This is a genomic window from Arthrobacter sulfonylureivorans (assembly GCF_022637435.1).
Taxonomy (GTDB): Bacteria; Actinomycetota; Actinomycetes; order Actinomycetales; family Micrococcaceae; genus Crystallibacter; species Crystallibacter sulfonylureivorans.
The window spans coordinates 778,821-802,030 of the sequence record NZ_CP093326.1; the positions used below are offsets into that span (position 1 = coordinate 778,821).

A 23,210-nucleotide genomic window follows, 5' to 3' on the forward strand; every position below is an offset into this window, starting at 1 on the left:
GAAAGCAGCGATGTGATCCGTCGAAGCAGGAGGCATCATGAGTTCGGATATCGGCAGAGATCGGTACGACGACGGTGGTCCCCGGCCGGGAGCCGATGCTCCGGCAGGTTCGGGGGAACCTCAAGAACCCGGACCAGCGCCGATGGAGGCATCAGAACCGCCCACCCAGGCCATGCCGGCCGCCACACCACCGGCACCTGCGCCCACGCAGGCGACCCCGGTCGCGGGCTCCGACCAACAACAGGCCGCCGTCTTCGACCGCCGGCCCACCGCGGACAGCATGGACCCGGACGCCGGCCGCGGCAGTCCAAACGGAGCAATAGCGGCCGAACGGAACTACAGCGACACCAGCGCCTACCGGCCCGAGGCCGCCCTCGACGCGGAGTCGCTGTATCTGCGGGAACACCATGCCTACGGCGGGGTGAGGTTGGGCTCTGCGTTCTTCGGCTGGCTGACGGCAGCGGGCCTCATTGTGCTGTTCACGTCGGTGGTGGTGGGCGTGGCCGCGGCCTTCGGGATGGCCAATGAGGCCGAAGTGCGCGGCTGGTTGGATAACATCGCGGAAAGCAGCGGCGCGGCTGCCATCACCGCAGGGGTAGCGCTGGGGGTCATCGTCTTGCTGGCGTATTTCGGCGGCGGCTACGTGGCTGGACGGATGGCACGGTTCGACGGCGTCAGGCAGGGCCTGGCGGTATGGCTGTGGGGCATCGTGATGTCGGTTATTGCGGGACTGATCGGCCTGGCCGCCGGCGGATTGGGTGTGCTGACCGGGCCGGCGCCCGTGCCGGTCGTTGGGCGCCCCATCCAAGAGCTGACTTTTCCGGGCCTGATCGGGCTGGCAGTAGTGCTGCTGGCCAGCCTGGCCGGGGCACTGCTGGGTGGTGCCGCCGGCATGCACTACCACCGCGCCGTTGACCGATCCGGCTTCGAACCAGACGAGGACATCGAGTAGCACCACCCACCGACAGCCGGCAGGGCAAAGAAAAGCACCCCGGCCCAGGGGCCGGGGTGCGCGGTGCGAGTGGAGCGGGCGACGGGAATCGAACCCGCGTATCGAGCTTGGGAAGCTAGCGCTCTACCATTGAGCTACGCCCGCACAGAATCCGGCGAGGAAGCCGGATCCGGTCAAACAACGAAACCGAGTTTACCCCAGGTCAGCGGCCAGCCGGAATTCACACCGGCTGCCCGGCCGTGGAGGCCTCGCGCTCGCGGGCTTCGCTGATTTCTTCGGCGCGGGCGGTGTTGGCCTCCTGGGTCAGGGCTGCCCCGGCTTCGGCATCACGAGTCAGGTTGTCGCCGGTTTCGGGGTCGAATATGTGCATCTTGCGGGTGTCCAGCCAAAGTTCCGCCGAGCGCCCGCCGCGGATCCGGCTGGCGGCGTCCAGCGTGACCACGATCTGCGGCCGCAACTCGTCGGCATCCATCTCCGCGGCCAGCGAATTCAGCAGCTCGCGGACCTCCGGATCCGGGTCGAAGTTGATGTAGCCGTACTGTTCGTTGCCGAGCCACTCGGTGTGGGTCAGCTCGGCCATAAACGTGGAACCCAGGTCCTTTTTGTGCTCCTCCACCAGCGAGGCATCCTCGAAGAATTCCGGCCGCAGGCCCACCAGCACTACTTTCTTGCCCGCGGCGGCCCGGGCCTTGTCCTCCGTGACCTGGATGTCCCCGACCGCCGTCTTCAGGACATTGCCCTCCAAGGTGGCCGGCAAGAAGTTCATCGAGGGAGAACCAATGAAGCCCGCCACGAACAGGTTGACCGGCTGTTCGTAGAGTTCACGCGGGGAGGCGATCTGCTGCAGCACCCCCTTCTTCAGCACTGCCACGCGGTCGCCCAGCGTCATGGCTTCGGTCTGGTCGTGTGTGACGTAGACGCTGGTGACGCCGAGCCGGCGCTGCATCTGGGAGATTTCCGAACGCATCTGGCCGCGCAGCTTAGCGTCCAGGTTGGACAACGGCTCGTCGAACAAGAACGCATCGGCCTGCCGGACGATCGCCCGTCCCATGGCCACGCGCTGCCGCTGGCCGCCGGAGAGATTGCCCGGTTTGCGCTCCAAATGATCGGTCAGCTCCAGGGTCTTTGCGGCGTCCGTGACCAGCTTCCGGATTTCGTCGTCGGTGTGCTTGCCCTTGGCCAACCTCAGCGGGAACGCGATGTTCTCGAACACGGTCAGGTGCGGGTAGAGGGCATAGTTCTGGAACACCATGGCCAGATTCCGGTCCCGGGGCGCCTTCTCATTGACACGCTTACCGTCGATCAGCAAGTCGCCGGAGGTGATGTCCTCGAGCCCCACGATCATGCGCAGCAGTGTCGACTTGCCGCAGCCGGATGGACCCACCAGGATGATGAATTCGCCGTCCTCGATGTCGATGCTGACGTCGTTGACTGCGGGGAAGCCGTCGCCATACTGCTTGACGAGGTTCTGCAAGGTGATCGATGCCATGGGATGTCCTTTCCTGCCGCGGGCCTAGCCCTTGACGGCGCCTTGGGTCAGGCCGGAGACGATTTGGCGCTGGAACAACAGGACCAGCAGCACAATGGGAATGGTGACGATGATTGCCGCCGCGGAGATCGCGCCAACGGGGGATTCGAACTGGGAAGCGCCGGTGAAAAAGGCCAGTGCCGCAGGGACCGGCCGCGCGGCCTCAGTGGAGGTCAGCGAGATGCCGTAGACGAAGTCGTTCCAGGCGATGAAGAAGGCGATGATCGCCGTGGTGAAGACGCCGGGCGCGGCCAACGGCACGATGGCCTTGCGGAACGCTTGCCAGGTGGTGGCTCCGTCCACCTGCGCGGCCTGTTCCAGCTCCCACGGGATCTGGCGGAAGAAGGCCGCCAGCGTCCAGATGGAGATGGGCAGGGTCAGCGACAGGTAGGGGATGATCAAGCCCGGCCACGTGTCGTACAGGCCGATGTTCCGCCAGAGATTGAACAACGGCGTGACGATCGAGATCACCGGGAAGATGGAGACTGCCAGCGCGGTGGTGAGAATGACCTTTTTGCCCGGGAAATCCAGCCGGGCAATGGCGTAGGCGCAGAGTGTGGCTAGGACGACGGCGATGAACGTTGCGATCAGCGCGATGCCGATGGAATTTCGCAGCGAGCTGAGGAACAGATCCTGCGCTGAGCCGACCAGAATCTGTTCATAGTTGGATCCCGTCCAGCTGCTGGGCAGGAACTTGCCTGAGGTCAGCTCGCTGGGCAGCTTGAACGACGTGGCCATGATGGACACCACCGGGAACAGCGCATATAGCAGCACCAGTACGGAAATGATGATCCAGGTCACCCGCTCCTTGGTCCGGGACGCTTTCATCACTTGTCTCCTCTCTGGCTGGCCAGATCCACTTTGAACAGCTTGATGGCGATGAAACAGATCAGCAGCACGCAGACGAACAGCAGCACCGACACCGCGGAGCCCAGGCCGATTTCCAAGCGTCCGATAGATGTCCGGTAGGCCAGCAGCGAGAGCACCTCGGTATTGAACGCGCCGTTGGTCATGATGAAGACGTTGTCGAATATTCGGAACGCATCGAGCGCCCGGAACAGCACGGCCACCATGATGGCGGCTTTCATGTTCGGCAGGATCACCCGGCGCATCCGCTGCCACCAGCTTGCGCCGTCCACTTCCGCGGCTTCGGTCAGTTCGTCGGGCACCTGCGCCAGTCCGGCCAGCAGCAGCAGCGAAATGAACGGCGTGGTTTTCCAGATTTCGCTGGCCATGATCACTGCCAGTGAGGTCCACGTTCCGGCGAACCAGTTGAGGTCCGGATCGATCCCGGGCACCCAATTGAACCAGGTGTTCACGAAGCCGGAGTTGATATCGAACATGTAGAACCAGGCAAACGCGGACACCACGGTGATGATGCCGTACGGGACCAGGATCGCGGTGCGCAGCCAGCCGCGAACGGACTTGAGCGCCTTGTGCATCACCAGCGCCAGCGCGAAACCCAGGATGAGTTCCACGACGACGGTCACCACCGTGATCAGCAGCGTCACCCCGAGGTCCCGCCACCAGACCACGTCCGTGAGAACCACGCCATAGTTGCCCAGCCCGATGAACGTGCGCTCGTCGGGGGCCGTCAGCCGGTAACTGAACAACGAGTCATACAACGCCTGCAGGATCGGATAGGCCGTGACGGCCAGCATGATGACGAAGGCCGGGCCGGCCAGCCACCAGCCCAGCCGGCGCTCGGCCTTGGCGCGCTCGCTGAACTGTTGGATGGCGCGGCGCCGGCCGGTGCGCCCGGCTTGGCCGCTCGGGTGCGTGGGCGTTTCGGTCGTGGTGCTCACAGCAGGTTCTCCCCCCGTAGGACGGAAACGATGAAGTCCGACGTCTCCTGCGGCGTGATCGCGGGATCCACCTGATCCGGCGGAGCGAAATTCTGCTGCAGGCTGGTGGAAACTTCGTTGTAGAACACCGTCTGCGGACGCGGCGCCGACAGTTCCAAGGATTCGCGAATGGTGTCGGCCATCGGGAAGGAATCCTTGATCCGCGGATCGTTGTAAGCCTCGGTGTTCGAGGGCGGGTTGCCATTGGAAATGAAGTACTCGGCCTGGTTCTCCGGGGTGACGATGCACTCGATGGCGGCGTAAGCCAGATCAGGGTGTTTGCTGGCGGCCCCCACGCCCAGGTTGATGCCGCCGAGCGGCGGCGCAGATTGCTCGCCTTCGTTCATCCGCGGGTACAGAGTCCAGCCGATGTCCTTGATCAGCGACGCATCCAGTGTGCCGTCCTCCACGGAGGCGTTGGTGGCCGGCCAGACGAACGGCCAGTTAACCATGAACGAGCCCTTGTCGCCCTGGAACAGGATCATCGAATTGTTCTCGTCCTGGGTCGGCAGCCCCGGCCCGCCCAGTCCGTCCTTGCCGATGGTGGAGATGATTTGGGCGGCTTCCGTGCCGGCCTTGCTGGCCAGACCCAGCTCGATCTGGTCGGCCGTGGCCTCCGGATTCTCCAGAATGTGGCCACCGGCCGATTCGACCAAGGCATTCAGCCAGACGGTCATGGATTCGCCGCGCTGGCCCTGCACGCCCAGGAACTTGTCTTCCTTGGCGGCGGCATCGATCAGTTGTTGCCAGGTGACCGGCTTCGTCATGTCCAGGCCGGCTGCCTCGGCCACCGACTTCCGGTACCAGAGCAATTGAGTATTGGCCCAGAACGGGACGGCCACGAGTTTGTCTTTCCAGGTGGCCCCGGTGAGAGCACCCTCCACCACGTTCTGCGTGGTCCGCTGCGCCACAGGGTCCGGGACCGGAGCCAGGAATCCCGGCTCCGCCAGTTCGGGGATGAACGGTGGGTCCAGGCTCATAATGTCCAGCGACGAGTCGCCGGCTGCCAGCCGCCGGGCCAGTTGCTCCCGCTGCGAGGCGGCGTCATTGGGCAGCAGCGAGGTTTCGATCCGGTACTCGCCGCCCGCGGCCTCGGTACATTTTTCGGCGATCGCTGCCTGGCCGCCTGCGTCGGGGTTGATGTACCAAGTCAGAGTGGGAGGCCCCTCCTCGGCGCTGCAGCCTGCCAGCAGCGTGGCTCCGAGCGCCAGCACCACGGCCGCTCCGGTTCGAGCTGTGCCGCGCCGGTAGCGCGGCCGGTATCCGTCTCTGGGCATCGGCACTAGCCTCCACGTTCTGGTAGACGCTCCGGCTGCCCGGCTTCTGTCGCTCTTATGTGCCACGCAGCCTCGTAAAAATAGAGCGTATTCTCCTGCAGGCAAATGCGCCATGGTTCGCGCGGGCCCGGAACCGGCTGGCCGGGGGAATACGGTGGACGGAAAGGAACGTTGTGCCGCATACCGCCCGGCGACTGCGGGCGTAGCGCGAGGGAAGGCGAGCATGGGGAATTCAAGTGACGACGCCCGACGCCGGGAAAGCTGGCTGCGCTTCCGGGATCACCGGAACCAGGCGCTGGCCGTCGAGCACGGCTGGCTGACGCTGACCTCGCTGCAGTGGCTGCCCGCCGAGCCGGCACCGCTGGACCAGATCACGGGCCTGTGGAGCGCCTACGGTCCGGCATCCGCCGGCGGACATGCCACCCTGACTGCAGAGGCGGACGACGGCTTGTACTTCATGGAAACCGGCGAGCCGGCGGTCGGGACGTTTACGGCCACTTTGGGCAACGAGGAATCGCTGCTCTGGGTGCGCCGCGGCAGCATCGCCGTCGAACTTGCCGCCCGTGGCGACCGCTATGCCATCCGGACCCGGGACAATGCTTCGCCGGTGCATGCGGACTTCGAGGCCGTACCGGTCTTCGACTACAACCCGGATCTGGTGGTGGCCGGCAGGTTTGACGCATACGACGAACCGCGGACCCTGCCGATCGCCACGTCGAACCCAGACGTACCCGGCGCCATCTCCGCGGTGGGCACAGTCAGCTTCGAACTGGACGGTACCCGGCACACGCTGGTGGCCGAGCCGGAGAGACTGGGGGCGTTGTCGCTGAACTTCCATGACGCCACCAACGGGGAAACCACCGCGGGCTGGCGTTCCGTTGCGACCCGCCGTCCCGGCCCTGACGGTACCGTGCTGATCGATTTCAACCGCGCCACAAATTTTCCCAGCGCGTTCACCGACTTCGGCACCTGCCCGATGCCGGTTGACGGCAACGTCATAGCGGCCCGGTGGAAGCCGGTGAACGCCGGGCGCGCTGACTTCCAGGCCGAATGGTGGCGCCGGAGGCCAAGCTGCGGGAGGATCGTCGGATGGGACCGACGGCGGACGACTTCCGCACCATCACCGACGACCTGACCGGCCGCTTCGCGGAACTGCCGGACGTTGCCTGGGGCAAGCCTGCGCTCGAGCTGGACTGGGACTGCCGCGAGACGGCCGCACACCTGATGGACGACTTCGCCTTCTATGCGATGCAATTGTCCGGCCGCCGACCGCCGCAGGATGACTACGTGGTGTTGGTGGATCCGCCCCCGTGGCAGCCGGGCGGGCCGGACATCTTGTTCTGGCCCGATCCCGCCACGGGGACTGCCGGAATCGTCAGCTGCTTCGACGCCGCAGCCGGCCTGCTCTATGCCGTCACGGCCACTGCGCCGGCAGGTCACCGGGGCTACCATCCGGCGGGAACCTCGGACGCTTCCGGTTTCGCAGCGATGGGGGTGGCTGAAGCCGTGCTGCACGGGTTCGATATCCTCGCTGCACAGGGGATCGACTACCGTCCGGATGCTGCGGTGGCCGGTCGGGTATTGGACCGGATCTTCCCGGCTGCGGAGCGGACCGGCGATCCCTGGCTGGACCTGTTGAGGGCCAGCGGCAGGACCCCCGAAACCCGCGGACAGAAGTGGCGATGGGACTCGTCGGTCCGCGGCTGAGGGGGAGTGTACCGGCCGGGAGCGTGGCGCGGGCCGTAGGCTGGTAGCAGTCCTGCAATGAGGCAGGGGAACCGACGGAAGCCGCTATGACCGTAGACAAGAACACCCGCCGGCTCGAAGACAATATCGAGACCGACTTTTCGGACAAGATGAGCTATGGCTCCTACCTGTCACTGGACCAGTTGCTCGCTGCCCAGCACCCAGTCAGCCGTCCGGAGCACCACGACGAGCTGCTGTTCATCATCCAGCACCAGACCTCCGAGCTGTGGCTGAAACTGGTGCTGCACGAGCTGCGCGCGGTACGGCAAAAACTGCGCGACGACGATTTGCGCTTCGCGATGAAGGGCATCGCCCGGATCAAGCACATCCAGCGCTCGCTGACCGAGCAATGGTCGGTGCTGGCAACGCTCACCCCGTCCGAATACGCCGAATTCCGCGGGGCGCTGGGATCGTCGTCGGGCTTTCAGTCCTATCAGTACCGCGCGGTGGAGTTCCTGCTGGGCAACAAGAACAAGGGCATGCTGGACGTCTTCGCGAATGATCCGGCCGCCCAGGCCTTGCTCGCGGAACTGCTGGAGCAGAGCAGCGTGTACGACGAGTTCCTGGCCTACCTGCACCGGCACGGTTATCCAATCCCGGCGGAGTTGCTGGACCGGGACGTGACCGAGGCACACGTTTTCAACCCGGAACTGGTGCAGACCTTCACCTCCGTCTACGAGAATGCCGGGCGGAACTGGGACGTCTACGAGGCCTGCGAGGAACTGGTGGACCTGGAAGACAACTTCCAGCTCTGGCGCTTCCGGCACCTGAAAACAGTGGAACGGACCATCGGCATGAAGCGCGGCACCGGCGGATCCTCCGGCGTCGGCTTCCTCCGCCGGGCGCTGGAGCTCACGTTCTTCCCGGAGCTGTATGCGGTGCGCACGGAGATCGGCAGGGCAGGGCCGGCTGAATAGGGCTGCGGAAGAGGGCTGCCGGCGGAGGCCGTTCGTTCCCCCGCCGGCAGCGGTTTGGTGGCCGCCAACGGATCTCGTGCGGCCCGACTGATTCCATGGTCGCACCCGAACACGGATCGGGACAGGGGCCGGAGCGCGGACGCTTCCAGGGGGCGGCCGCGTCATGCGGCAGGGGAGGGGCCCGGTCCCGTGTATTTTTAGAGTGTGCTGATCTCCGACCGTGATATTCGTGCCGAAGTGGACTCCGAACGCATCATTCTTGATCCGTTCCAGCCGGACATGATCCAGCCCTCGAGCGTGGACGTGCGGCTTGACCGGTTCTTCCGGCTGTTCGACAACCACAAGTACGCCCACATCGACCCGCAATTGGAGCAGCCCGAGCTCACCCGCCTGGTGGAGGTGGACCCGGAGGAGCCTCTCATCCTGCATCCGGGCGAATTTGTCCTCGGCTCCACCTATGAGACGGTGACGCTGCCCGACGACATCGCCGCCCGGCTGGAGGGCAAGTCCTCGCTGGGGCGGCTTGGCCTGCTGACGCACTCGACGGCAGGATTCATCGATCCCGGCTTTTCCGGACACGTGACGCTTGAGCTCTCCAACATGGCAACGCTGCCGATCAAGCTCTGGCCGGGCTCCAAAATCGGCCAGTTGTGCTTCTTCCGGCTGTCCTCGCCGGCAGAGCACCCGTACGGCTCCGGCGAATACGGCAACCGGTATCAGGGCCAGCGCGGCCCCACAGCCTCGCGCAGCTACCAGAATTTCCACCGCACGGTCATCGAACGCTGATCCGGCTGCGCCCGGCGGCGCAACCGGTTCCCGCGGGACCCAGCCAGGTCCCGCGGGACTCAGGCCGAGGGAGTGGTGGCCTGCTGGATCTTGGCCGGGGGTTTGACCGGCAGCAGCAGCAGCAGGCCGGCCAGCAGCACCACCAGGATGCCCAGGATGCCGTAGCGCTGTTCGCCGAAGACGGTGATGAACAGTGCGAACAGCGACGGCGCCAGGAAGCTGACGGCTCGCCCGGTGGTGGCGTAGAGGCCGAAAAACTCGCCTTCCTCGCCGCGCGGCGCGAGCCGGGCCAGATAGGCGCGCGACGACGACTGGGCCGGTCCGACGAACAGGCACAGCAGCAGGCCGAACACCCAGAAAGTGGTATCGCCGGTCCAGACGTTGCCGAAGAACACATGGTCGCCGGCGCCCAGGACGAAGATGGCGGCAGCCGCGACGATCAGTCCGGACAAGGCCCAGACGATGACATTCTTCGGGCCGACCCGGTCGTCCAGTACCCCGCCGCACACCGCCCCCAGCGCCGCCACGACGTTGCCGGCGATGGCGAAGACGATCACCTGGCTGAGCGAGAAACCGAAGGTGCCGGCGGCAATCACCCCGCCGAAGGTAAACACCGCGGCGAGCCCATCGCGGAAAATGGCGCTGGCGATCAGGAAGAAAATCGTGTGCGGGCTGGAGCGGAAGATCGCCTTGATACGGCGGAAGAGCAGCCCATAGGACGCGAAGAAACCAAGCGACGCGGCCGCCGGCTGCCGAGGGACCTCCGGAACGGCAAACAGCACCGGCAGCGCGAAGACCATGAACCAGACGGCACAGAACACGGCCACCAGGCGGATATTCAGCCCGTTGTCAGCGGTGGCGCCGAACCAACCGGCTTCCGGCAGGACAAACCCGACGAGCACCAGGGCCAGCGCCACGACGCCGCCAACATAACCCATCGCCCAGCCGAAGCCGCTGACTTTGCCGATGGTTGACGGGGTGGAAATTTGCGTCAGCATCGCGTAGTAGTTCACATTCGCGAACTCGAAAAAGATGTTGGCCAGCGCGATCAGCGCTACGCCAAGGAACAGGAACCCCGGCGACGGGAAGACGAAGAAACAGAGGCCGGTCAGCACCGCCACCGCCACACTGTTGACGCCAAGCCAGAGTTTGCGGCGGCCGCCGGTGTCCGAACGCTGGCCGGTCACCGGCGCCAGCAGCGCGATGGCCAGCCCGGCGATGGCCAGCCCGTAGCCGAGGATTTCCGAGGCGAACGCCTCGCCGCCGAAGGCATCGCTGGTCAGATAGACGGTAAAGACGAAGGTCGTCATCACGGCGTTGAACGCCGCCGACCCCCAGTCCCAGGACGCCCAGGCCAGGACGTGCTTCTTGTTCAGCCGTTCCGCTGCCGCACCGCCCGCTTCTTGGGTTGCCGGCATGCCGGCCGAGTCAGTCATACCGCGATGCTATCCGTTTCGCCCGGTGCGAACTTTGAGCAGCGCCGTCAGCCGCGTGAATGTTTGACGAACAGCGAGTCTGAAGGCCTGCCGGAGGAGGCCCGGCGGCTGGATGTGACGCCCCGGCGGGGGGAAGCGTTTATGCCATGAGTAGAATGGAGCATGGCCTCGTCCGCCTGATCCTTGCCCAAAGCTGAAGGAAGTTCCGGAGTATCCCCGTGCTGATTGTGCTCACCCTGCTTTTTGCGGTGGCCTTTGTAGCGCCTTTGATTTTCCGGAAACTCGGTCGCTCAACCTTCTACATTCTGGCTGCGGTTCCCGCCGCCGGATTCATCTGGTTGATCGCCACGTTCGGCAGCTACACCAACGCGAACCAGAAGGCACTGGACGGCGCCCCCAACGCTCCGCCGTCGGAAGTCTTCGCCTGGGTGCCGGGCCTGCAGCTGGAGCTGGCCTTCCGGATGGACACGCTGGCCGCGGTGCTCTGCATCCTTATTCTCGGTGTCGGGGCCTTGGTGCTGTTCTACTGCGCCCGTTACTTCAAGGCCGACGATCCCGACATCGGTCCTTTCGGCGCACAGTTGCTGGCCTTCACCGGGGCCATGTTCGGTTTGGTCACCGCCGATGACCTGATCCTGATGTACATCTTCTGGGAACTGACCAGTGTGCTCTCCTACCTGCTGATCGGGTATGCCAGGCACCGGCTCTCGGCGCGTAGGTCGGCGCTGCAGGCCTTGATCGTCACCACATTTGGTGGCCTGGCGATGTTGGTCGGCATCCTGATGATCGGCCAGACCGCCGGCACCTACCGGATTTCCGAGATCCTCGCAGAAGCCAGTTCGCTGATGGCCTACGGGCAGATCATCGATATCGCCATCCTGCTGATGCTGGTTGGGGCGATCAGCAAGTCGGCCTTGGTGCCGTTCCACTTCTGGCTCCCGGCGGCAATGGCCGCGCCGACGCCGGTCAGCGCCTACCTGCATGCTGCCGCCATGGTCAAGGCCGGCATCTATCTGGTGGCCTTGCTGGCTCCCGGATTCTCCAGCACCGACTACTGGCACCCCGTGGTGCTGGGACTCGGGCTGCTGACCATGCTGGTGGGCGGCTGGCAGGCCCTGCGCCAGCACGACCTGAAGCTGATCTTGGCCTACGGCACGGTCAGCCAATTGGGTTTCCTGACCCTCGTGGTCGGACTTGGCTCGCAGGAAGCCGCCTTGGCCGGCTTGGGCTTGTTGCTGGCCCACGGCTTCTTCAAGGCGACGCTGTTCCTGGTGGTGGGCATCATTGACCACCAGTCCGGAACGCGTGACATCCGCGAACTGTCCCATCTGTACCGCAAAGCCCCGAAGCTGTTCGTGGTGGCCTTAATAGGCGCCGCCTCCATGGCCGGCCTACCTCCGTTGCTGGGCTTCGTCGCCAAAGAGTCGGTCTACGAGGCCTTCATCCACCGTGAGGAGGCCTCCGGCTGGGTGGGCGGACTGCTGCTGGCAGGCATTGTGGTTGGATCCATCCTGACGTTCGCCTACAGCGCCCGGTTTATCTGGGGCGGGTTCGCGGCCAAACCCGGACTGGCGGCCATCGAGTTCAAACCTGTTCCGTGGGCCTTCCTGGCGGCGCCGGCCATCCTGGCCGTGGCCACCGTCTTGTTCGGGCTGTGGCCGGTTCCGGTGGAAAACGCCGTCGAACCGTATGCAGGGCTTTTCCCGCTGGATACGGTCGTCACGCATCTGGCGCTCTGGCACGGACTGACACCGGCGCTGGGCCTGACGGCGATCACGCTTGCCGCCGGAGTCGCCTTGTTCCTGCTGCGCACGCCGGTGGCCGCCTTCCAAGCCAAGATCCACTTCATTCCCGAGGCCGATCGGATCTACCGCGGCATTATCGGCGTGTTGGACGAGGTGGCCATCTGGGTCACCGGCCGCACCCAGCGCGGTTCGTTGGTCTTCTATCTGTGCGTGATCCTGATCGTTGCCATCGTGACGCCGCTGAGCGCCGTCGTTCTGATGGATGCCCCGCTGCCGGAAAGCCTGGTGTGGTTCGATACGCCGGCGCAGGCTATTGCGGGGCTGATCGTGGTGGCGGGAGCGCTCGGTGCCATCCGTGCAAACAAGCGATTCATGGCCGTGCTGATGGTCTCGGTGACCGGCTATGGGCTGGCCTTTATCTTCGCCATCCAGGGTGCTCCGGATCTGGCCCTGACCCAAATGCTGGTGGAAACGATCTCCCTGGTGGCGATCGTGCTGGCGCTGCGTTCCCTGCCGGCGCGGCTGTGGCTGCGCACACCCGGCCGCTTCAAACTGCTCCGCGCCGTCATTGGCGCCGCCTTTGGCTTGACGATGATTGTGATCGCGATGACGGCGATGGCCGCACGCACGGCAGATCCGGTATCACTTGCCCTGCCGAAGTTGGCCTACGAGGACGGCGGCGGCAGGAACATCGTCAACGTCATCCTCGTGGACATCCGTGCGTGGGACACGTTCGGGGAAATTTCCGTGCTGGCACTGGCAGCTACCGGCGTGGCCAGCCTGATCTTCATCCGCGGCCGCGGCGACCAGCGCCCACCGTCAGTTGACGCCGTCGCCAGCGGCTCCGTGGGCCGCGGCTACGAAATGGTGGCGCACTCGGACCGCGAGGCAGCGGCCCTGGCAACTGCCCGCAAGTTCGCCGTTGTGCCGCGCGACGCCTGGCTCGTGGCCGGCCGGACGCTGGCGCCGGAACGCCGGTCCATCATCTTCGAGGTGATCACCCGGCTGCTCTTCCACTCCGTGATGATCTTCTCCGTTTACCTGCTGCTGGCCGGCCACAACCTGCCCGGCGGCGGGTTCGCGGGCGGGCTGCTGGCCGGCATCGCGCTCACCATCCGCTATCTGGCCGGAGGGCGGGTCGAGCTGGCTGAAGCCACGCCCGTCAGTGCCGGCCTGCTGCTGGGCGTAGGGCTTGCCGCCGCGGCGCTGACCGCCGTCGTCCCGCTCTTCCTGGGCGGCCAGGTCTTCCAAAGCGCCATCATCGAGTTCAGCCTGCCGGTCTTCGGCGACCACAAGTTCGTCACCTCGACGATCTTTGACATCGGCGTCTACCTGGTGGTGGTCGGGTTGGTGCTGGACGTGCTGCGCAGCTTCGGCTCGGAGATCGACGAACGAACCGAAGAGCGTACCTCCCGCGGCCGCAAGGCTTCGGAGCTCCACGCGCCGGCAACGATCGAGGAGGAGGTGTCCAAATGACGGTCAACCTGATATTGCTGCTAGTGATGGGCGTGCTGTTCGCAGTGGGCGTCTACCTGATCCTGGAACGTAGCCTGACCCGTGTGATGCTCGGCCTGATGCTGATCACCAACGGCGCCAACCTGTTGCTGCTCAGCACAGGCGGGCCCGCGGGACTAGCGCCGATTTTCGGCGTTGACGTCCCCGCCGAGGCCTACAGCGATCCGCTGCCGCAGGCCTTGATCCTCACGTCCATCGTGATTTCCTTTGCGGTCACAGCGTTCATGCTGGCCATCATTTACCGTTCCTGGGTGCTGGGACGGCAGGACGAGGTCCAGGACGATATCGAAGACCGCCGCGTGGCCAACCAGCCGACCTTCGATGCCGAAGACGACGCCGAGATTCCGGCGGAAACCACCGAGTTCGTCCCGCCGGACGAGGCGGAGGAAACACCTGCTACCAACAGGGCCCGGACGGAGAGGGAGAAGTGAACGCCGCACAGATTGCTCCGCTGGCAGTTGTCCTGCCGCTGCTGGGCGCTGCCTTGGCGTTCGTGCTGATCCGCCATCCGAATGCGCAACGCCGTACCGGTGCCATCACGCTGACCGTGACGCTGGCGGTGGAGGTCGTCATGCTGGCCTCGGCATGGGCCAACGGTGCCCAGGCCGTGAATATCGGCGGCTGGATTCCGCCCTTCGGGATCACCATGGTGGTCGACGAGCTGTCCGCACTGATGTTGGTGGTCTCCTCCGCCGTCAGCTTGGCGGTGCTGCTGTATGCCTCCGGCCAGGGCATGGCGGACAGCGACGAAGAGGGCCCGGTTTCGATCTTCCACCCGACCTACCTGATCCTGGTGGCCGGTGTGTCCAACGCCTTCCTGACCGGGGATCTGTTCAACCTCTATGTGGGCTTCGAAATGCTGCTCACGGCCAGCTACGTGCTGATGACTCTGGGAGGCACCAGCCCGCGCATCCGCGCAGGGGTGACCTACGTCGTCGTCAGCGTCATCTCCTCGATGCTGTTCCTTGTGTCCATCGCGATGATCTACGCGGCGACCGGAACCATCAACATGGCCGATCTGGCGATCAAGCTCGGCGAGTTGGATCCGTCCACGCAGATGACGCTGCACCTGATGCTGCTGGTGGCCTTCGGCATCAAGGCGGCGGTCTTCCCCCTGTCTTTCTGGCTGCCCGACTCCTACCCGACGGCGCCGGCGCCGGTCACCGCGGTGTTCGCCGGCCTGCTGACCAAGGTCGGGGTCTATGCCCTGATCCGGACCGAGACGCTGCTGTTCCCGGGCGACCGCCTGAACACGTTCCTGATGGTGGTGGCCGTGCTGACCATGTTGGTCGGCATTCTGGGTGCCGTGGCGCAGATCGACATCAAGCGCATGCTCTCGTTTACGCTGGTCAGCCACATCGGCTACATGGTGTTCGGTTTGGCGATGTCCTCGGTAGTGGGGTTGGGCGCAGCTGTCTATTACGTGGCGCACCACATCACGGTGCAGACCAGCCTGTTCCTGGTGGCCGGCCTGGTTGAACGCCGCGGCGGCACCACCAACATGGACCGGCTGGGCGGTTTGGCCAAGCTGTCGCCGATGCTGGCCATCCTGTTCTTCGTGCCGGCCATGAATCTGGCCGGGATCCCGCCGTTCTCCGGCTTCCTGGGAAAGATCGGATTGGTGCAGGGAGGCGTGGACCTAGGCAGTCCGATCGCCTGGGTGCTGGTGGCGGGCAGCATGATCACGTCGCTGCTGACGCTGCTTGCCTTGGCCCGAGTCTGGAACCGCGTGTTCTGGCGGCGCCCGGAAGACGCCGAGCACCCGGATCCGGTCCTGGTGGCCACCAAGCCCGACGGGTCGGCGGTACGGACCACACGCCACGTGGAGGAGCGTCCGCACGGGCGGTTCACCGGGCGGGGCATCGTTCAACTGCTGCCCATGCCGATGGTCTGGCCCACGATCGGTCTGGTGGTGATGGGCGTTGCCCTGACGGTATTCGCCGGGCCGCTCTTCGAGCTGAGCGACCAGGCGGCGCGGGAGATGCTGCAACGCACGCCGTACATCGAGGCGGTCCTGGGTGAAGGCGCGATGCAGGGAGTTGCCCCATGAGGAAACCGCGCATCTCCATCTGGGTCGAGCTGCCCCTGCTGGCTTGGCTGGTCTTCCTCTGGGGAGCCCTGTGGCAGGATTTCAGTGCCGGCAACCTGATCTTCGGTTTGCTGATCGCGCTGGTCATCGTAAACCTGTTCTATCTGCCGCCGGTCGAACTCAGCGGGCGCTTCAATCCACTGGCAGCGGTGGTCTTCGCCGCGACCTTCGTGTGGAAAGTCGCAGTGGCGAGCTTCGAAGTACTCTGGCTGGCCCTGACCACCGGCCCGAGGCTGCGCAACGCCGTGGTGGCGGTACACCTGCGAAGCCACTCGGACCTATTGGTGACGGCCACCGGGCATGCCATCTCGTTGATCCCGGGCAGCTTCGTGGTGGATGTGGACCGGTCCACGTCCACGCTCTACCTGCACGTGATCGACGTGGCAACCAGGGAAGCCGCCGAGGACTTTGAGGCGGAAGTGCGGAAGATCGAGGCGGGCCTGATCAGGGTGATGGGGTCCAAGGAAGAACTGGAACTGGTCAAAGCTGAAGGTACCGGCAGAGGAGGGGCAGCGTAAACGTGGAAGTCATGGCTGTTGCCCAAATCATCGTCAGCGCTGTCCTGGCCCTGGCCGCGGTGCTGGCGCTGGTCCGCCTGGCCCGCGGGCCGTCCCTCTTGGACCGGTTGCTGGCCATCGACGTGCTGCTGGCGGTTGTCTGCGCCGGACTGATTGTGGACATGGCCGCCGGTGGCCACATGAATAATCTGACGCTGGTGGTGGTGATCTGCCTGGTCGGTTTCATCGGCTCGGTTGCCGTGGCCCGGTTCGTCACAGACGGGCGGCCACGTGAACACTGACCTGATCCTCGACATCGTCACCGCCGTTTGCTTGATCACCGGCGCGCTGATGTCCCTGGCCGCGGGCATCGGCCTGCTGCGGTTCCCGGACCTGCTCTCCCGTATGCACGCCGCCACGAAGCCGCAGGTTTTCGGCTTGCTGCTGCTGCTGACTGGCTTGGGGCTGCAGCTGGGCAGTTGGGCGGCCGTGCCGTTGCTGCTCATCGCGTGGCTGTTCCAACTGCTCACCGTGCCGGTCTCGGCACATATGGTGGGCCGCGCCGGATACCGGACCAAACATTTGCGCCGGGAAATCCTCAGCGTGGACGACCTCGACGCGGTGGTGGAAGCGGCGGCCGAAGAAGAGCCCGAAGCGGAGATCGACGCCGGTGACGTCACCGCGGGTGACTTCGACGCCGGTGACGTCGAGGCTGCCGAAATCGAAGCTGCGGAGGCCGACGCCGCTGCAACTGCGGCTGGTCCGGTCCGAAACGACCAGGACGCTACCGGGACACGCAAGGACTAGCGGCGCTAGCGGGGGCCGCAGCCACGCCCCCGCCAGCGTGCCCCTCGAACGTGCCGCTTAGACGATTTCCGGGGTCTTCTCGTAGTGCAGGACTGCCTTGGCTGTGGCCCGCTTGAGCAGTACTTGGATCACCCGGCCAACCGTGCCGGACACCACCGCGAAAACCAGAGCAGAAGCAACGCTGTTCTCCAGGTCATCGTCGGCCTGGGGTGCGTCACGGCCGGTGACCATCTTCCACACGTAGCCCAGCAGGTGGGTGGCTGCTAAACCCGCACCAAGACTCACCAGGGTGCCCAAGAGCTTTAATACAACGGTCATGCCTGCTCCTTACCGGGGCGCCGCGTCCCCTTGTCATCAGCTCTGCCGCTCCCAGCCTACTGCCCGCACCCGCCCATCCCGGCGCCGTCGTGCATTCTCCAACGGCTGGTGGCCGAATGGGCCCGCGAAGCCGGGCGAGTGTAGACTGGTGCGTGCTGCTAGACAGCACCAATAACGACAGGGGAGCGTCCGACCGACCGGCACACGCCGGACACGGGGAGGGACGCTGAGAGTGCGGAAAGACCGCAGACCCTCGAACCTGCTCCGGTTAGTACCGGCGAAGGGAGTCGAGTTCTCGGGGTGTGCCACACGGCCGCCCTCCCCTCCTGCACCCAGGAGGATTCCATGAGCACCGTTTCGAATGCACCGACCACGCCCACTCCCGCGCGCAAGCAGCGCTACGGCTGGCGGGTGGTGGACATCGTCGTCGCCTCGGTGGTGGCCGTGGCCGTCGGCGTCATCTTCTGGGCCTGGTCGGCGGCTTGGCCGCTGGTTGAGGGCCTCACCGTTGCCTTCCCGCCCGCTGCCGGCCTGTACACCGGCGGCTGGTTGATGGCCGGCGTGCTGGGCGGGCTGATCATCCGCAAGCCCGGCGCCGCGATCTACTGCGAGATGCTGGCAGCCATCGTCTCCGGCCTGCTGGGCACCAGCTTCGGCATGAGCGTGCTGGTGTCCGGCCTGATTCAGGGCCTCGGCGCCGAAGTCATCTTCCTGCTCTTCCTGTACCGGAAGTTCAACGTGATGGTGGCGATGCTGGCCGGCCTCGGCGCTGGCCTGGCGCTGTCGATCAGCGAGAACATCCTGTACAACATGCTCTGGGCCCCCGAATGGCAGTTGGCCTATGTGGTCTGCGCCGCCGTATCCGGCATGGTGATCGCCGGGCTGCTGCCCTGGCTGGCGGTCAAGGGCCTGGCGAGGACCGGCGTATTGTCCTCCTTCGCGGCGGGCCGCACGGCAGACGTCTGAGCCGTTATGGGACTGCAGATTACGACGGCGGTGCCCGGCCCGGTGCCGGTCCTAGCCGAGGGGTGGGGCTGGCGCCATGCCGGTCGCAAGGACCCCGCGGTCAGCGGGGCCAGCTTCAGCATTGCACCCGGGGAACGGGTCTTGTTGCTGGGCGCTTCCGGCGCCGGGAAGTCCACGCTGCTGCACGCCATGGCCGGCGTGCTGGGCGACGACGGGGAGGGCGAGGAAGCCGGGCGGCTTACCGTGGCCGGGCTGCGTCCCTCGGATGCCCGCGGCCGGGCCGGGCTGGTGCTGCAGGACCCGGAAAGCCAGCTGGTGCTGGCCCGCGTGGGCGACGAGGTGGCCTTTGGGGCGGAGAACCTGTCCGTGCCGCGCGCAGAGATCTGGAACCGGGTCCGCGAATCCTTGGCCGATGTTGGCCTGGACGTGCCGCTGGACCATCCCACCGCGGCCTTGTCAGGCGGCCAGAAACAGCGGCTGGCGCTGGCCTCGGTGCTGGCCATGCGGCCGGGACTGCTGCTGCTGGACGAGCCGACCGCGAATCTGGATCCGGAGGGCGTGCCGGAAGTGCGCGACGCCGTGGCCCGGGTGCTGGACAGCACCGGCGCCACCTTGGTGGTGGTGGAGCACCGGGTGGCCGTCTGGGCGGACGTGGTGGACCGGGTGATCGTGCTGGCGGCCGGGGGCGGCATGCTGGCAGACGGCCCGCCGGCCAAAGTGCTGGCCGAACGCGCCACCCGCGCCCGGTTGGCGGAGGCCGGCGTCTGGGTCCCCGGACACACTCCCCGGCTGAAGCTGCCCGCCGCTCCGGCACCCGGCGGACCGTTGCTGCAGGCGGTGGGGTTGGACGTGGCCCGGAGCCGGAAGACCGGGCCGGTGCTCCGCGGCGTGGACGTGGACCTGCTCAGCGGACAGGCCCTGAGCATCACCGGCCCGAACGGCGCCGGCAAGTCGACGCTGGCACTCACGCTGGGCGGCCTGCTGGCGCCCAGCCGGGGGGAGCTGACCGCCACCCCGGCGCTGCACCGTGGCGCGGCGCAGTCCCCGGTGAAATGGAAGTCCGCCCAGTTGGTGGCCCGGATTGGCTGCGTGTTCCAGGAACCGGAACATCAGTTCCTGACCAGCACGGTGCTCGATGAGCTGGAGTTCGGCCCGCGGCGGGTGGCGAAGCTGCCCGAGGCAGTGGTCCGGCAGCGAGTGGATACCATCGCCGAACGGCTCCGGTTGACCCGGCTGCTGCAGGCCAATCCCTTTACCCTGTCCGGCGGCGAGAAGCGCCGGCTCTCGGTGGCCACCATGCTGGCCACCAGCCCGGACATCTTGATGCTGGACGAGCCGACCTTCGGGCAGGACGCCAACACCTGGGCGGAACTGGTCACCCTGCTGGCCGAGTTGGTGGCCGACGGCAAGAGCGTGGTATCGGTGACGCACGACGCGGATTTCACGGCAGCGCTCGGCGGTGCCGCCGTGCGCGTGGCCGGCGGCGGAGTCCAGCCGGTCCAGACGCTGAGGAGGGCAGCATGAGCGTGGATCTGATGACTCCGCGGCTCACCGCTTCGCCGTTCAGCCGCGCCAACCCGGTGTCCAAACTGGCGGCCGCCGCCGTGATCACCGTGGTGGTCATGCTCAGCGTGGACTGGGTCAGCGCGTCGGTAGTGCTCGCGGCCGAGTTGCTGCTGATGCCCGTGCTGGGCGTGAACCCGTGGCTGCTTTTCAAGCGCGGCTGGCCCCTGCTGGCGGCGGCGGCCACCGGGGCCTGGGCCACGGCGCTGTTGGCGGAGAAGACCGGAGCCGTGCTGTTCCAGCTGGGTCCGGTGGTGTTCACCGAGGATTCGGTGGCCGGCGGGATCGCCATCGGCCTGCGTTCGCTCGCCGTCGCCCTGCCGGGCATTTTCCTGCTGCTGACCACCGACCCCACCGACTTGGCCGACGCGCTGGCGCAGAAACTAAAGCTGCCGCACCGCTTCGTCCTGGGGGCGCTGGCCGCCATGCGGTTGGTCGGGCTGTTAGTGGAGGAATGGCGCACGCTGGGCCTGGCCCGCCGCGCCCGTGGTGTCGGTGCCGAGAACCGGCCCATCGCCAAGGCCGGCGCGTTCGTGGGCCAGGCGTTCGGGCTGATCGTGCAGGCCATCCGGCGGGCCACCCGGTTGGCGGTTGCCATGGAGGCGCGCGGTTTTGGTGCAGGTCGGCGGACTTGGGCGCGTGAGTCCACCTACAGCACGGTGGACGTCTGGGTGCTGCTGGGCGGCGTGCTGATCGCCGGTGCGGCGGCCGCGGCCGCTGTAGCCGCCGGCACCTGGAACTTCATCTTCGTGTGAGCTTGGCGCGGACGGCGCCGGGAGCCTGCGGAAGCTACTCCCGACTGCCTTCGGCCAGCAGCGCGGTCAGTTCCTCGGTGAGCTCCGGCGACACCGGGATTTCCTTGCCGTCGATGCTCTTCACCGGCGCCAGCAGCCGGATGCTGGAGACCAGCCAGACGGCATCGGCCTCATAGAGGTCGTCCGGTTCCAAAGGCCCGTAGCCCAGCTGCCATCCCGCCGAGGCGGCCGCCTTGAACAGCACTGCTTGGGACGTGCCCGGCAGGATTCCGCTCTCCAGCAGCGGCGTGACCAAAGTCCTGACGCCATCGCGCACCCGGGCCATCAGCACGGTGGAGGTAGGTCCTTCGAGGACGCGGCCGTCGCTGGACGTGAAGATGACGTCGTCGGCGTCGTTCTTGCGGGCGTAGCGCAGGGCCGCCATGTTGACCGCGTAGGAGAGCGTTTTGGCGCCCATCAGCAACCACGGGGCGCGTTCGGCCAGCGAGCTGTCATAGCCGCGGTCCAACAGCAGCACCGAGATCCCGTCGGTGCGCTGGCGCTGACCGGCCGATGGCGGCAGCGACGCCTGGACCCAGGCAGTGGGCGCGGCGGCGCCTTCCACGCCACGGGTCACCAACAGTTTGATCACCAGCTCCTCGACCGGCGGGTGCTCCGCGATCGCCGTCTTAATCGCACGCTCCCACGCGTCGGCGGGTGGCAGCTGCAAATCCATGGTTTGGGCGGATGTGGCCAGCCGGTCCAGATGCGCCTGCACCTTACGCGGTATTCCGTTCACGGCCAGCAGGGACTCGAAAATGCCGTCCCCGCGGGTGGCCCCTTGATCGGTGGCCATGAGCTGAGGCTGTGAAGCATCTGCGATGCGCCCCGCCTCGTAGGCAGGGTCCAAGAACACCAGAACTGTCATACGGCTAGCTTAGTTTGTCGCTGGCCGCCGGGTAGGCTGGGGAGGATTGCGCCGGCACACGGCGGGAGGGGAGGAGCAGCCGCGTGCTGTGGTCGTTTGCGGGGCTGGGCACATTCCCCGACTGGGTCGTCGCCATTCTCGGCGTGATAGACATGGCGATCCGCATCATCGCCTTGGGCGTGATTCCCGGCAACCGGCGGCCCAACACCGCCATGGCCTGGCTGCTCGCCATCTTCTTCATCCCGCTGATCGGCCTTGCGCTGTTCTTCATGTTCGGCAGCTACCGGCTCTCGGAACGCCGGATCGCCAAGCAGGCGGAGATCAACCGCCGCGTCTGGGCCGCCACCCATGATCTGGAGGAGCCCCGCAGCGAACGGGAAGCACCGGCCTGGGTGCATTCGGCGGCCGAGCTGAACCGCCGGCTCGGCGCCTTCCCCATGGTGGACAGCAACCACGTGGAGCTGTACCCGGACTACGACGCCTCGATTGCCGCCATGACCGAGGCGGTGCGCGAGGCCCGCGAGTTCGTGAACATCGAGTTCTACATCATGAGCAGGGACGACACCACGGGCGAACTCTTCGCCGCGCTGGAAGAAGCCGCCGCCCGGGGCGTCCGCGTGCGCCTGTTGTTCGATCACATCGGAGCCCTCCGGGTGACCGGCTACCGCAAGTTCCGCCGCTGGCTGGAGACCACCCAGATCGACTGGCGCCGTTCGCTGCCGGTGCTGCCGGTCCGCGGCCAATGGCGCCGGATCGATCTGCGTAACCACCGCAAGATCCTGGTTGTGGACGGGCGCGTGGCCTTCACCGGATCGCAGAACCTGATCGAACCCGGCTACCGGCGCACCTCCAGCGAAAAGATCGGCCGCAAGTGGGTGGAGCTGATGGCACGCTACGAAGGTCCCATCGTCACCGCGCTCAACGTCGTCTTCGCCACCGACTGGTTGAGCGAAACCGACGACATCCTCGAAACCCAACTGTTCACTCCGGTTCCGTCCCGCGAGCCCGGGCCGATGACGTGCCAGGCCTTGCCCAGCGGCCCCGGCTTCGTCACCGAAAACAACCTGCGCCTGTTCAACACGCTGATCTATGCGGCCGTCGAGCGACTGTCCATCTGCAGCCCATACTTCGTGCCCGATGATTCGCTGCTCTATGCCATTACGACGGCGGCGCAGCGCGGGGTGAAGGTGGAGCTCTTCGTGTCCGAGGTCGGCGACCAGGCGCTGGTCCACCATGCCCAACAGTCCTACTACCAGGCTCTTTTGGAGGCCGGCGTACGGATCTACCGCTACCCGAGGCCGCTGGTGCTGCATGCCAAGCACTTCACGGTGGACAACGAAGTTGCCGTCATCGGCTCCAGCAACATGGACATGCGGTCCTTCTCGCTGAACCTGGAGGTCTCCGTGATGATGCTCGGCGACCACATCGTGGAGGAGCTGTCCGATATCCAGGACAGCTATCGGGTGATCTCCAAGGAACTCACGCTTCAGGAATGGCGGCAGCGGCCGCGCTGGCAGCGCTACGTAGATAACGTGGCCCGGCTGACCGCCACCCTGCAGTAG

General features: G+C 66.1%; 21 protein-coding genes, 1 tRNA gene, 1 pseudogene and 1 riboswitch. Of the genes and pseudogenes, 15 read left to right on the forward strand and 8 right to left on the reverse strand.

Features of this window, described 5'->3' with window-relative positions:
- Nucleotides 1-37 precede the first annotated feature (37 nt).
- Nucleotides 38-952: a hypothetical protein gene (locus MNQ99_RS03785; RefSeq protein WP_241914507.1), complete on the forward strand. Its 915-nt coding sequence runs from the start codon at nt 38-40 to the stop codon at nt 950-952.
- Nucleotides 953-1,022: 70 nt separating this feature from the next.
- Here MNQ99_RS03785 and MNQ99_RS03790 read toward each other — a convergent pair.
- The 5 genes from MNQ99_RS03790 to MNQ99_RS03810 form a co-directional block, all read right to left on the reverse strand.
- Nucleotides 1,023-1,096, reverse strand: a tRNA-Gly gene (locus MNQ99_RS03790).
- A gap of 76 nt (nt 1,097-1,172) precedes the next feature.
- On the reverse strand, nt 1,173-2,441 hold the full coding sequence (locus MNQ99_RS03795) for an ABC transporter ATP-binding protein (protein WP_241914508.1): 1,269 nt from the start codon (nt 2,439-2,441) through the stop codon (nt 1,173-1,175).
- A gap of 24 nt (nt 2,442-2,465) precedes the next feature.
- Nucleotides 2,466-3,308, reverse strand: a complete 843-nt coding sequence (locus MNQ99_RS03800; protein WP_127512978.1) for a carbohydrate ABC transporter permease — start codon at nt 3,306-3,308, stop codon at nt 2,466-2,468.
- Nucleotides 3,308-4,216, reverse strand: coding sequence for a carbohydrate ABC transporter permease (locus tag MNQ99_RS03805; RefSeq protein ID WP_241915259.1), 909 nt, complete (start codon nt 4,214-4,216; stop codon nt 3,308-3,310). Before MNQ99_RS03805 ends, MNQ99_RS03800 begins: the two co-directional genes overlap by 1 nt.
- 65 nt (nt 4,217-4,281) lie before the next feature.
- A complete protein-coding gene (locus tag MNQ99_RS03810) occupies nt 4,282-5,601 on the reverse strand; it encodes an extracellular solute-binding protein (protein ID WP_241914509.1) in 1,320 nt (439 codons plus the stop codon).
- Nucleotides 5,602-5,824: 223 nt separating this feature from the next.
- On the opposite strand from MNQ99_RS03810, the gene MNQ99_RS03815 reads away from it, so the two are divergent.
- The 4 genes from MNQ99_RS03815 to dcd all read left to right on the forward strand — a co-directional run bounded on the left by MNQ99_RS03815 (nt 5,825) and on the right by dcd (nt 9,050).
- A complete protein-coding gene (locus MNQ99_RS03815) occupies nt 5,825-6,736 on the forward strand; it encodes a DUF1684 domain-containing protein (protein ID WP_241914510.1) in 912 nt (303 codons plus the stop codon).
- Nucleotides 6,691-7,308: a DinB family protein gene (locus MNQ99_RS03820; protein ID WP_241914511.1), complete on the forward strand. Its 618-nt coding sequence runs from the start codon at nt 6,691-6,693 to the stop codon at nt 7,306-7,308. Before MNQ99_RS03815 ends, MNQ99_RS03820 begins: the two co-directional genes overlap by 46 nt.
- An 86-nt stretch (nt 7,309-7,394) precedes the next feature.
- The gene (gene kynA / locus MNQ99_RS03825) at nt 7,395-8,264 is read left to right on the forward strand and encodes a tryptophan 2,3-dioxygenase (protein WP_127512973.1); all 870 of its coding nucleotides are present in this window, start codon (nt 7,395-7,397) and stop codon (nt 8,262-8,264) included.
- A 204-nt stretch (nt 8,265-8,468) separates the two neighbouring features.
- On the forward strand, nt 8,469-9,050 hold the full coding sequence (gene dcd / locus MNQ99_RS03830) for a dCTP deaminase (RefSeq protein ID WP_127512972.1): 582 nt from the start codon (nt 8,469-8,471) through the stop codon (nt 9,048-9,050).
- Nucleotides 9,051-9,109: 59 nt separating this feature from the next.
- Here the strand turns inward: dcd and MNQ99_RS03835 are convergent, their stop codons facing one another.
- Nucleotides 9,110-10,468 carry an MFS transporter gene (locus tag MNQ99_RS03835; protein ID WP_241915260.1) on the reverse strand — a complete coding sequence of 453 codons (1,359 nt, stop codon included), beginning with the start codon at nt 10,466-10,468 and terminating at the stop codon, nt 9,110-9,112.
- A 236-nt stretch (nt 10,469-10,704) separates the two neighbouring features.
- On the opposite strand from MNQ99_RS03835, the gene MNQ99_RS03840 reads away from it, so the two are divergent.
- The 6 genes and pseudogenes from MNQ99_RS03840 to mnhG all read left to right on the forward strand — a co-directional run.
- Nucleotides 10,705-13,707 carry a Na+/H+ antiporter subunit A gene (locus MNQ99_RS03840; RefSeq protein WP_241914512.1) on the forward strand — a complete coding sequence of 1,001 codons (3,003 nt, stop codon included), beginning with the start codon at nt 10,705-10,707 and terminating at the stop codon, nt 13,705-13,707.
- Nucleotides 13,704-14,177: a Na(+)/H(+) antiporter subunit C gene (locus MNQ99_RS03845; protein WP_241914513.1), complete on the forward strand. Its 474-nt coding sequence runs from the start codon at nt 13,704-13,706 to the stop codon at nt 14,175-14,177. Before MNQ99_RS03840 ends, MNQ99_RS03845 begins: the two co-directional genes overlap by 4 nt.
- A complete protein-coding gene (locus MNQ99_RS03850) occupies nt 14,174-15,796 on the forward strand; it encodes a Na+/H+ antiporter subunit D (RefSeq protein ID WP_241914514.1) in 1,623 nt (540 codons plus the stop codon). Before MNQ99_RS03845 ends, MNQ99_RS03850 begins: the two co-directional genes overlap by 4 nt.
- Nucleotides 15,793-16,353: a Na+/H+ antiporter subunit E gene (locus MNQ99_RS03855; RefSeq protein ID WP_241914515.1), complete on the forward strand. Its 561-nt coding sequence runs from the start codon at nt 15,793-15,795 to the stop codon at nt 16,351-16,353. Before MNQ99_RS03850 ends, MNQ99_RS03855 begins: the two co-directional genes overlap by 4 nt.
- A gap of 11 nt (nt 16,354-16,364) precedes the next feature.
- A complete protein-coding gene (locus MNQ99_RS03860; protein ID WP_127512966.1) occupies nt 16,365-16,634 on the forward strand; it encodes an MrpF/PhaF family protein in 270 nt (89 codons plus the stop codon).
- A 4-nt stretch (nt 16,635-16,638) separates the two neighbouring features.
- A pseudogene (gene mnhG / locus MNQ99_RS03865) lies at nt 16,639-16,986 on the forward strand (monovalent cation/H(+) antiporter subunit G); the annotation flags it as partial.
- Between the two features lie 210 nt (nt 16,987-17,196).
- Here the strand turns inward: mnhG and MNQ99_RS03870 are convergent.
- A complete protein-coding gene (locus MNQ99_RS03870) occupies nt 17,197-17,457 on the reverse strand; it encodes a DUF4235 domain-containing protein (protein ID WP_127512965.1) in 261 nt (86 codons plus the stop codon).
- A 169-nt stretch (nt 17,458-17,626) separates the two neighbouring features.
- Nucleotides 17,627-17,760, forward strand: a riboswitch (TPP riboswitch).
- A gap of 42 nt (nt 17,761-17,802) precedes the next feature.
- Here MNQ99_RS03870 and MNQ99_RS03875 point away from each other — a divergent pair.
- Genes MNQ99_RS03875 through MNQ99_RS03885 form a run of 3 tightly spaced genes read left to right on the forward strand, consistent with a single transcriptional unit; the run spans nt 17,803 to nt 20,741 of the window.
- The gene (locus tag MNQ99_RS03875; protein ID WP_241914516.1) at nt 17,803-18,423 is read left to right on the forward strand and encodes an ECF transporter S component; all 621 of its coding nucleotides are present in this window, start codon (nt 17,803-17,805) and stop codon (nt 18,421-18,423) included.
- Nucleotides 18,424-18,429: 6 nt separating this feature from the next.
- On the forward strand, nt 18,430-19,947 hold the full coding sequence (locus MNQ99_RS03880; RefSeq protein WP_241914517.1) for an ABC transporter ATP-binding protein: 1,518 nt from the start codon (nt 18,430-18,432) through the stop codon (nt 19,945-19,947).
- Nucleotides 19,944-20,741 (forward strand): energy-coupling factor transporter transmembrane component T family protein, encoded by a 798-nt coding sequence (locus MNQ99_RS03885; RefSeq protein WP_127512962.1) that lies wholly within the window; start codon nt 19,944-19,946, stop codon nt 20,739-20,741. Before MNQ99_RS03880 ends, MNQ99_RS03885 begins: the two co-directional genes overlap by 4 nt.
- 34 nt (nt 20,742-20,775) lie before the next feature.
- Here the strand turns inward: MNQ99_RS03885 and MNQ99_RS03890 are convergent, their stop codons facing one another.
- Nucleotides 20,776-21,648: an aminodeoxychorismate lyase gene (locus MNQ99_RS03890; protein WP_127512961.1), complete on the reverse strand. Its 873-nt coding sequence runs from the start codon at nt 21,646-21,648 to the stop codon at nt 20,776-20,778.
- An 83-nt stretch (nt 21,649-21,731) separates the two neighbouring features.
- Here MNQ99_RS03890 and cls point away from each other — a divergent pair, with 83 nt between their 5' ends.
- Nucleotides 21,732-23,210 (forward strand): cardiolipin synthase, encoded by a 1,479-nt coding sequence (gene cls, locus MNQ99_RS03895; protein ID WP_241914518.1) that lies wholly within the window; start codon nt 21,732-21,734, stop codon nt 23,208-23,210.

Excerpts from the sequence above, each read along its gene's own strand:
- MNQ99_RS03785 (WP_241914507.1), top strand. The coding sequence starts at position 38 with ATGAGTTCGGATATCGGCAGAGATCGGTACGACGACGGTGGTCCCCGG.
- MNQ99_RS03795 (WP_241914508.1), bottom strand. The coding sequence starts at position 2,441 with ATGGCATCGATCACCTTGCAGAACCTCGTCAAGCAGTATGGCGACGGC.
- MNQ99_RS03800 (WP_127512978.1), bottom strand. The coding sequence starts at position 3,308 with ATGAAAGCGTCCCGGACCAAGGAGCGGGTGACCTGGATCATCATTTCC.
- MNQ99_RS03810 (WP_241914509.1), bottom strand. The coding sequence starts at position 5,601 with ATGCCCAGAGACGGATACCGGCCGCGCTACCGGCGCGGCACAGCTCGA.
- MNQ99_RS03815 (WP_241914510.1), top strand. The coding sequence starts at position 5,825 with ATGGGGAATTCAAGTGACGACGCCCGACGCCGGGAAAGCTGGCTGCGC.
- MNQ99_RS03820 (WP_241914511.1), top strand. The coding sequence starts at position 6,691 with ATGGGACCGACGGCGGACGACTTCCGCACCATCACCGACGACCTGACC.
- kynA (WP_127512973.1), top strand. The coding sequence starts at position 7,395 with ATGACCGTAGACAAGAACACCCGCCGGCTCGAAGACAATATCGAGACC.
- MNQ99_RS03835 (WP_241915260.1), bottom strand. The coding sequence starts at position 10,468 with ATGCCGGCAACCCAAGAAGCGGGCGGTGCGGCAGCGGAACGGCTGAAC.
- MNQ99_RS03845 (WP_241914513.1), top strand. The coding sequence starts at position 13,704 with ATGACGGTCAACCTGATATTGCTGCTAGTGATGGGCGTGCTGTTCGCA.
- MNQ99_RS03855 (WP_241914515.1), top strand. The coding sequence starts at position 15,793 with ATGAGGAAACCGCGCATCTCCATCTGGGTCGAGCTGCCCCTGCTGGCT.
- MNQ99_RS03860 (WP_127512966.1), top strand. The coding sequence starts at position 16,365 with ATGGCTGTTGCCCAAATCATCGTCAGCGCTGTCCTGGCCCTGGCCGCG.
- MNQ99_RS03870 (WP_127512965.1), bottom strand. The coding sequence starts at position 17,457 with ATGACCGTTGTATTAAAGCTCTTGGGCACCCTGGTGAGTCTTGGTGCG.
- MNQ99_RS03875 (WP_241914516.1), top strand. The coding sequence starts at position 17,803 with ATGAGCACCGTTTCGAATGCACCGACCACGCCCACTCCCGCGCGCAAG.
- MNQ99_RS03880 (WP_241914517.1), top strand. The coding sequence starts at position 18,430 with ATGGGACTGCAGATTACGACGGCGGTGCCCGGCCCGGTGCCGGTCCTA.
- MNQ99_RS03885 (WP_127512962.1), top strand. The coding sequence starts at position 19,944 with ATGAGCGTGGATCTGATGACTCCGCGGCTCACCGCTTCGCCGTTCAGC.
- MNQ99_RS03890 (WP_127512961.1), bottom strand. The coding sequence starts at position 21,648 with ATGACAGTTCTGGTGTTCTTGGACCCTGCCTACGAGGCGGGGCGCATC.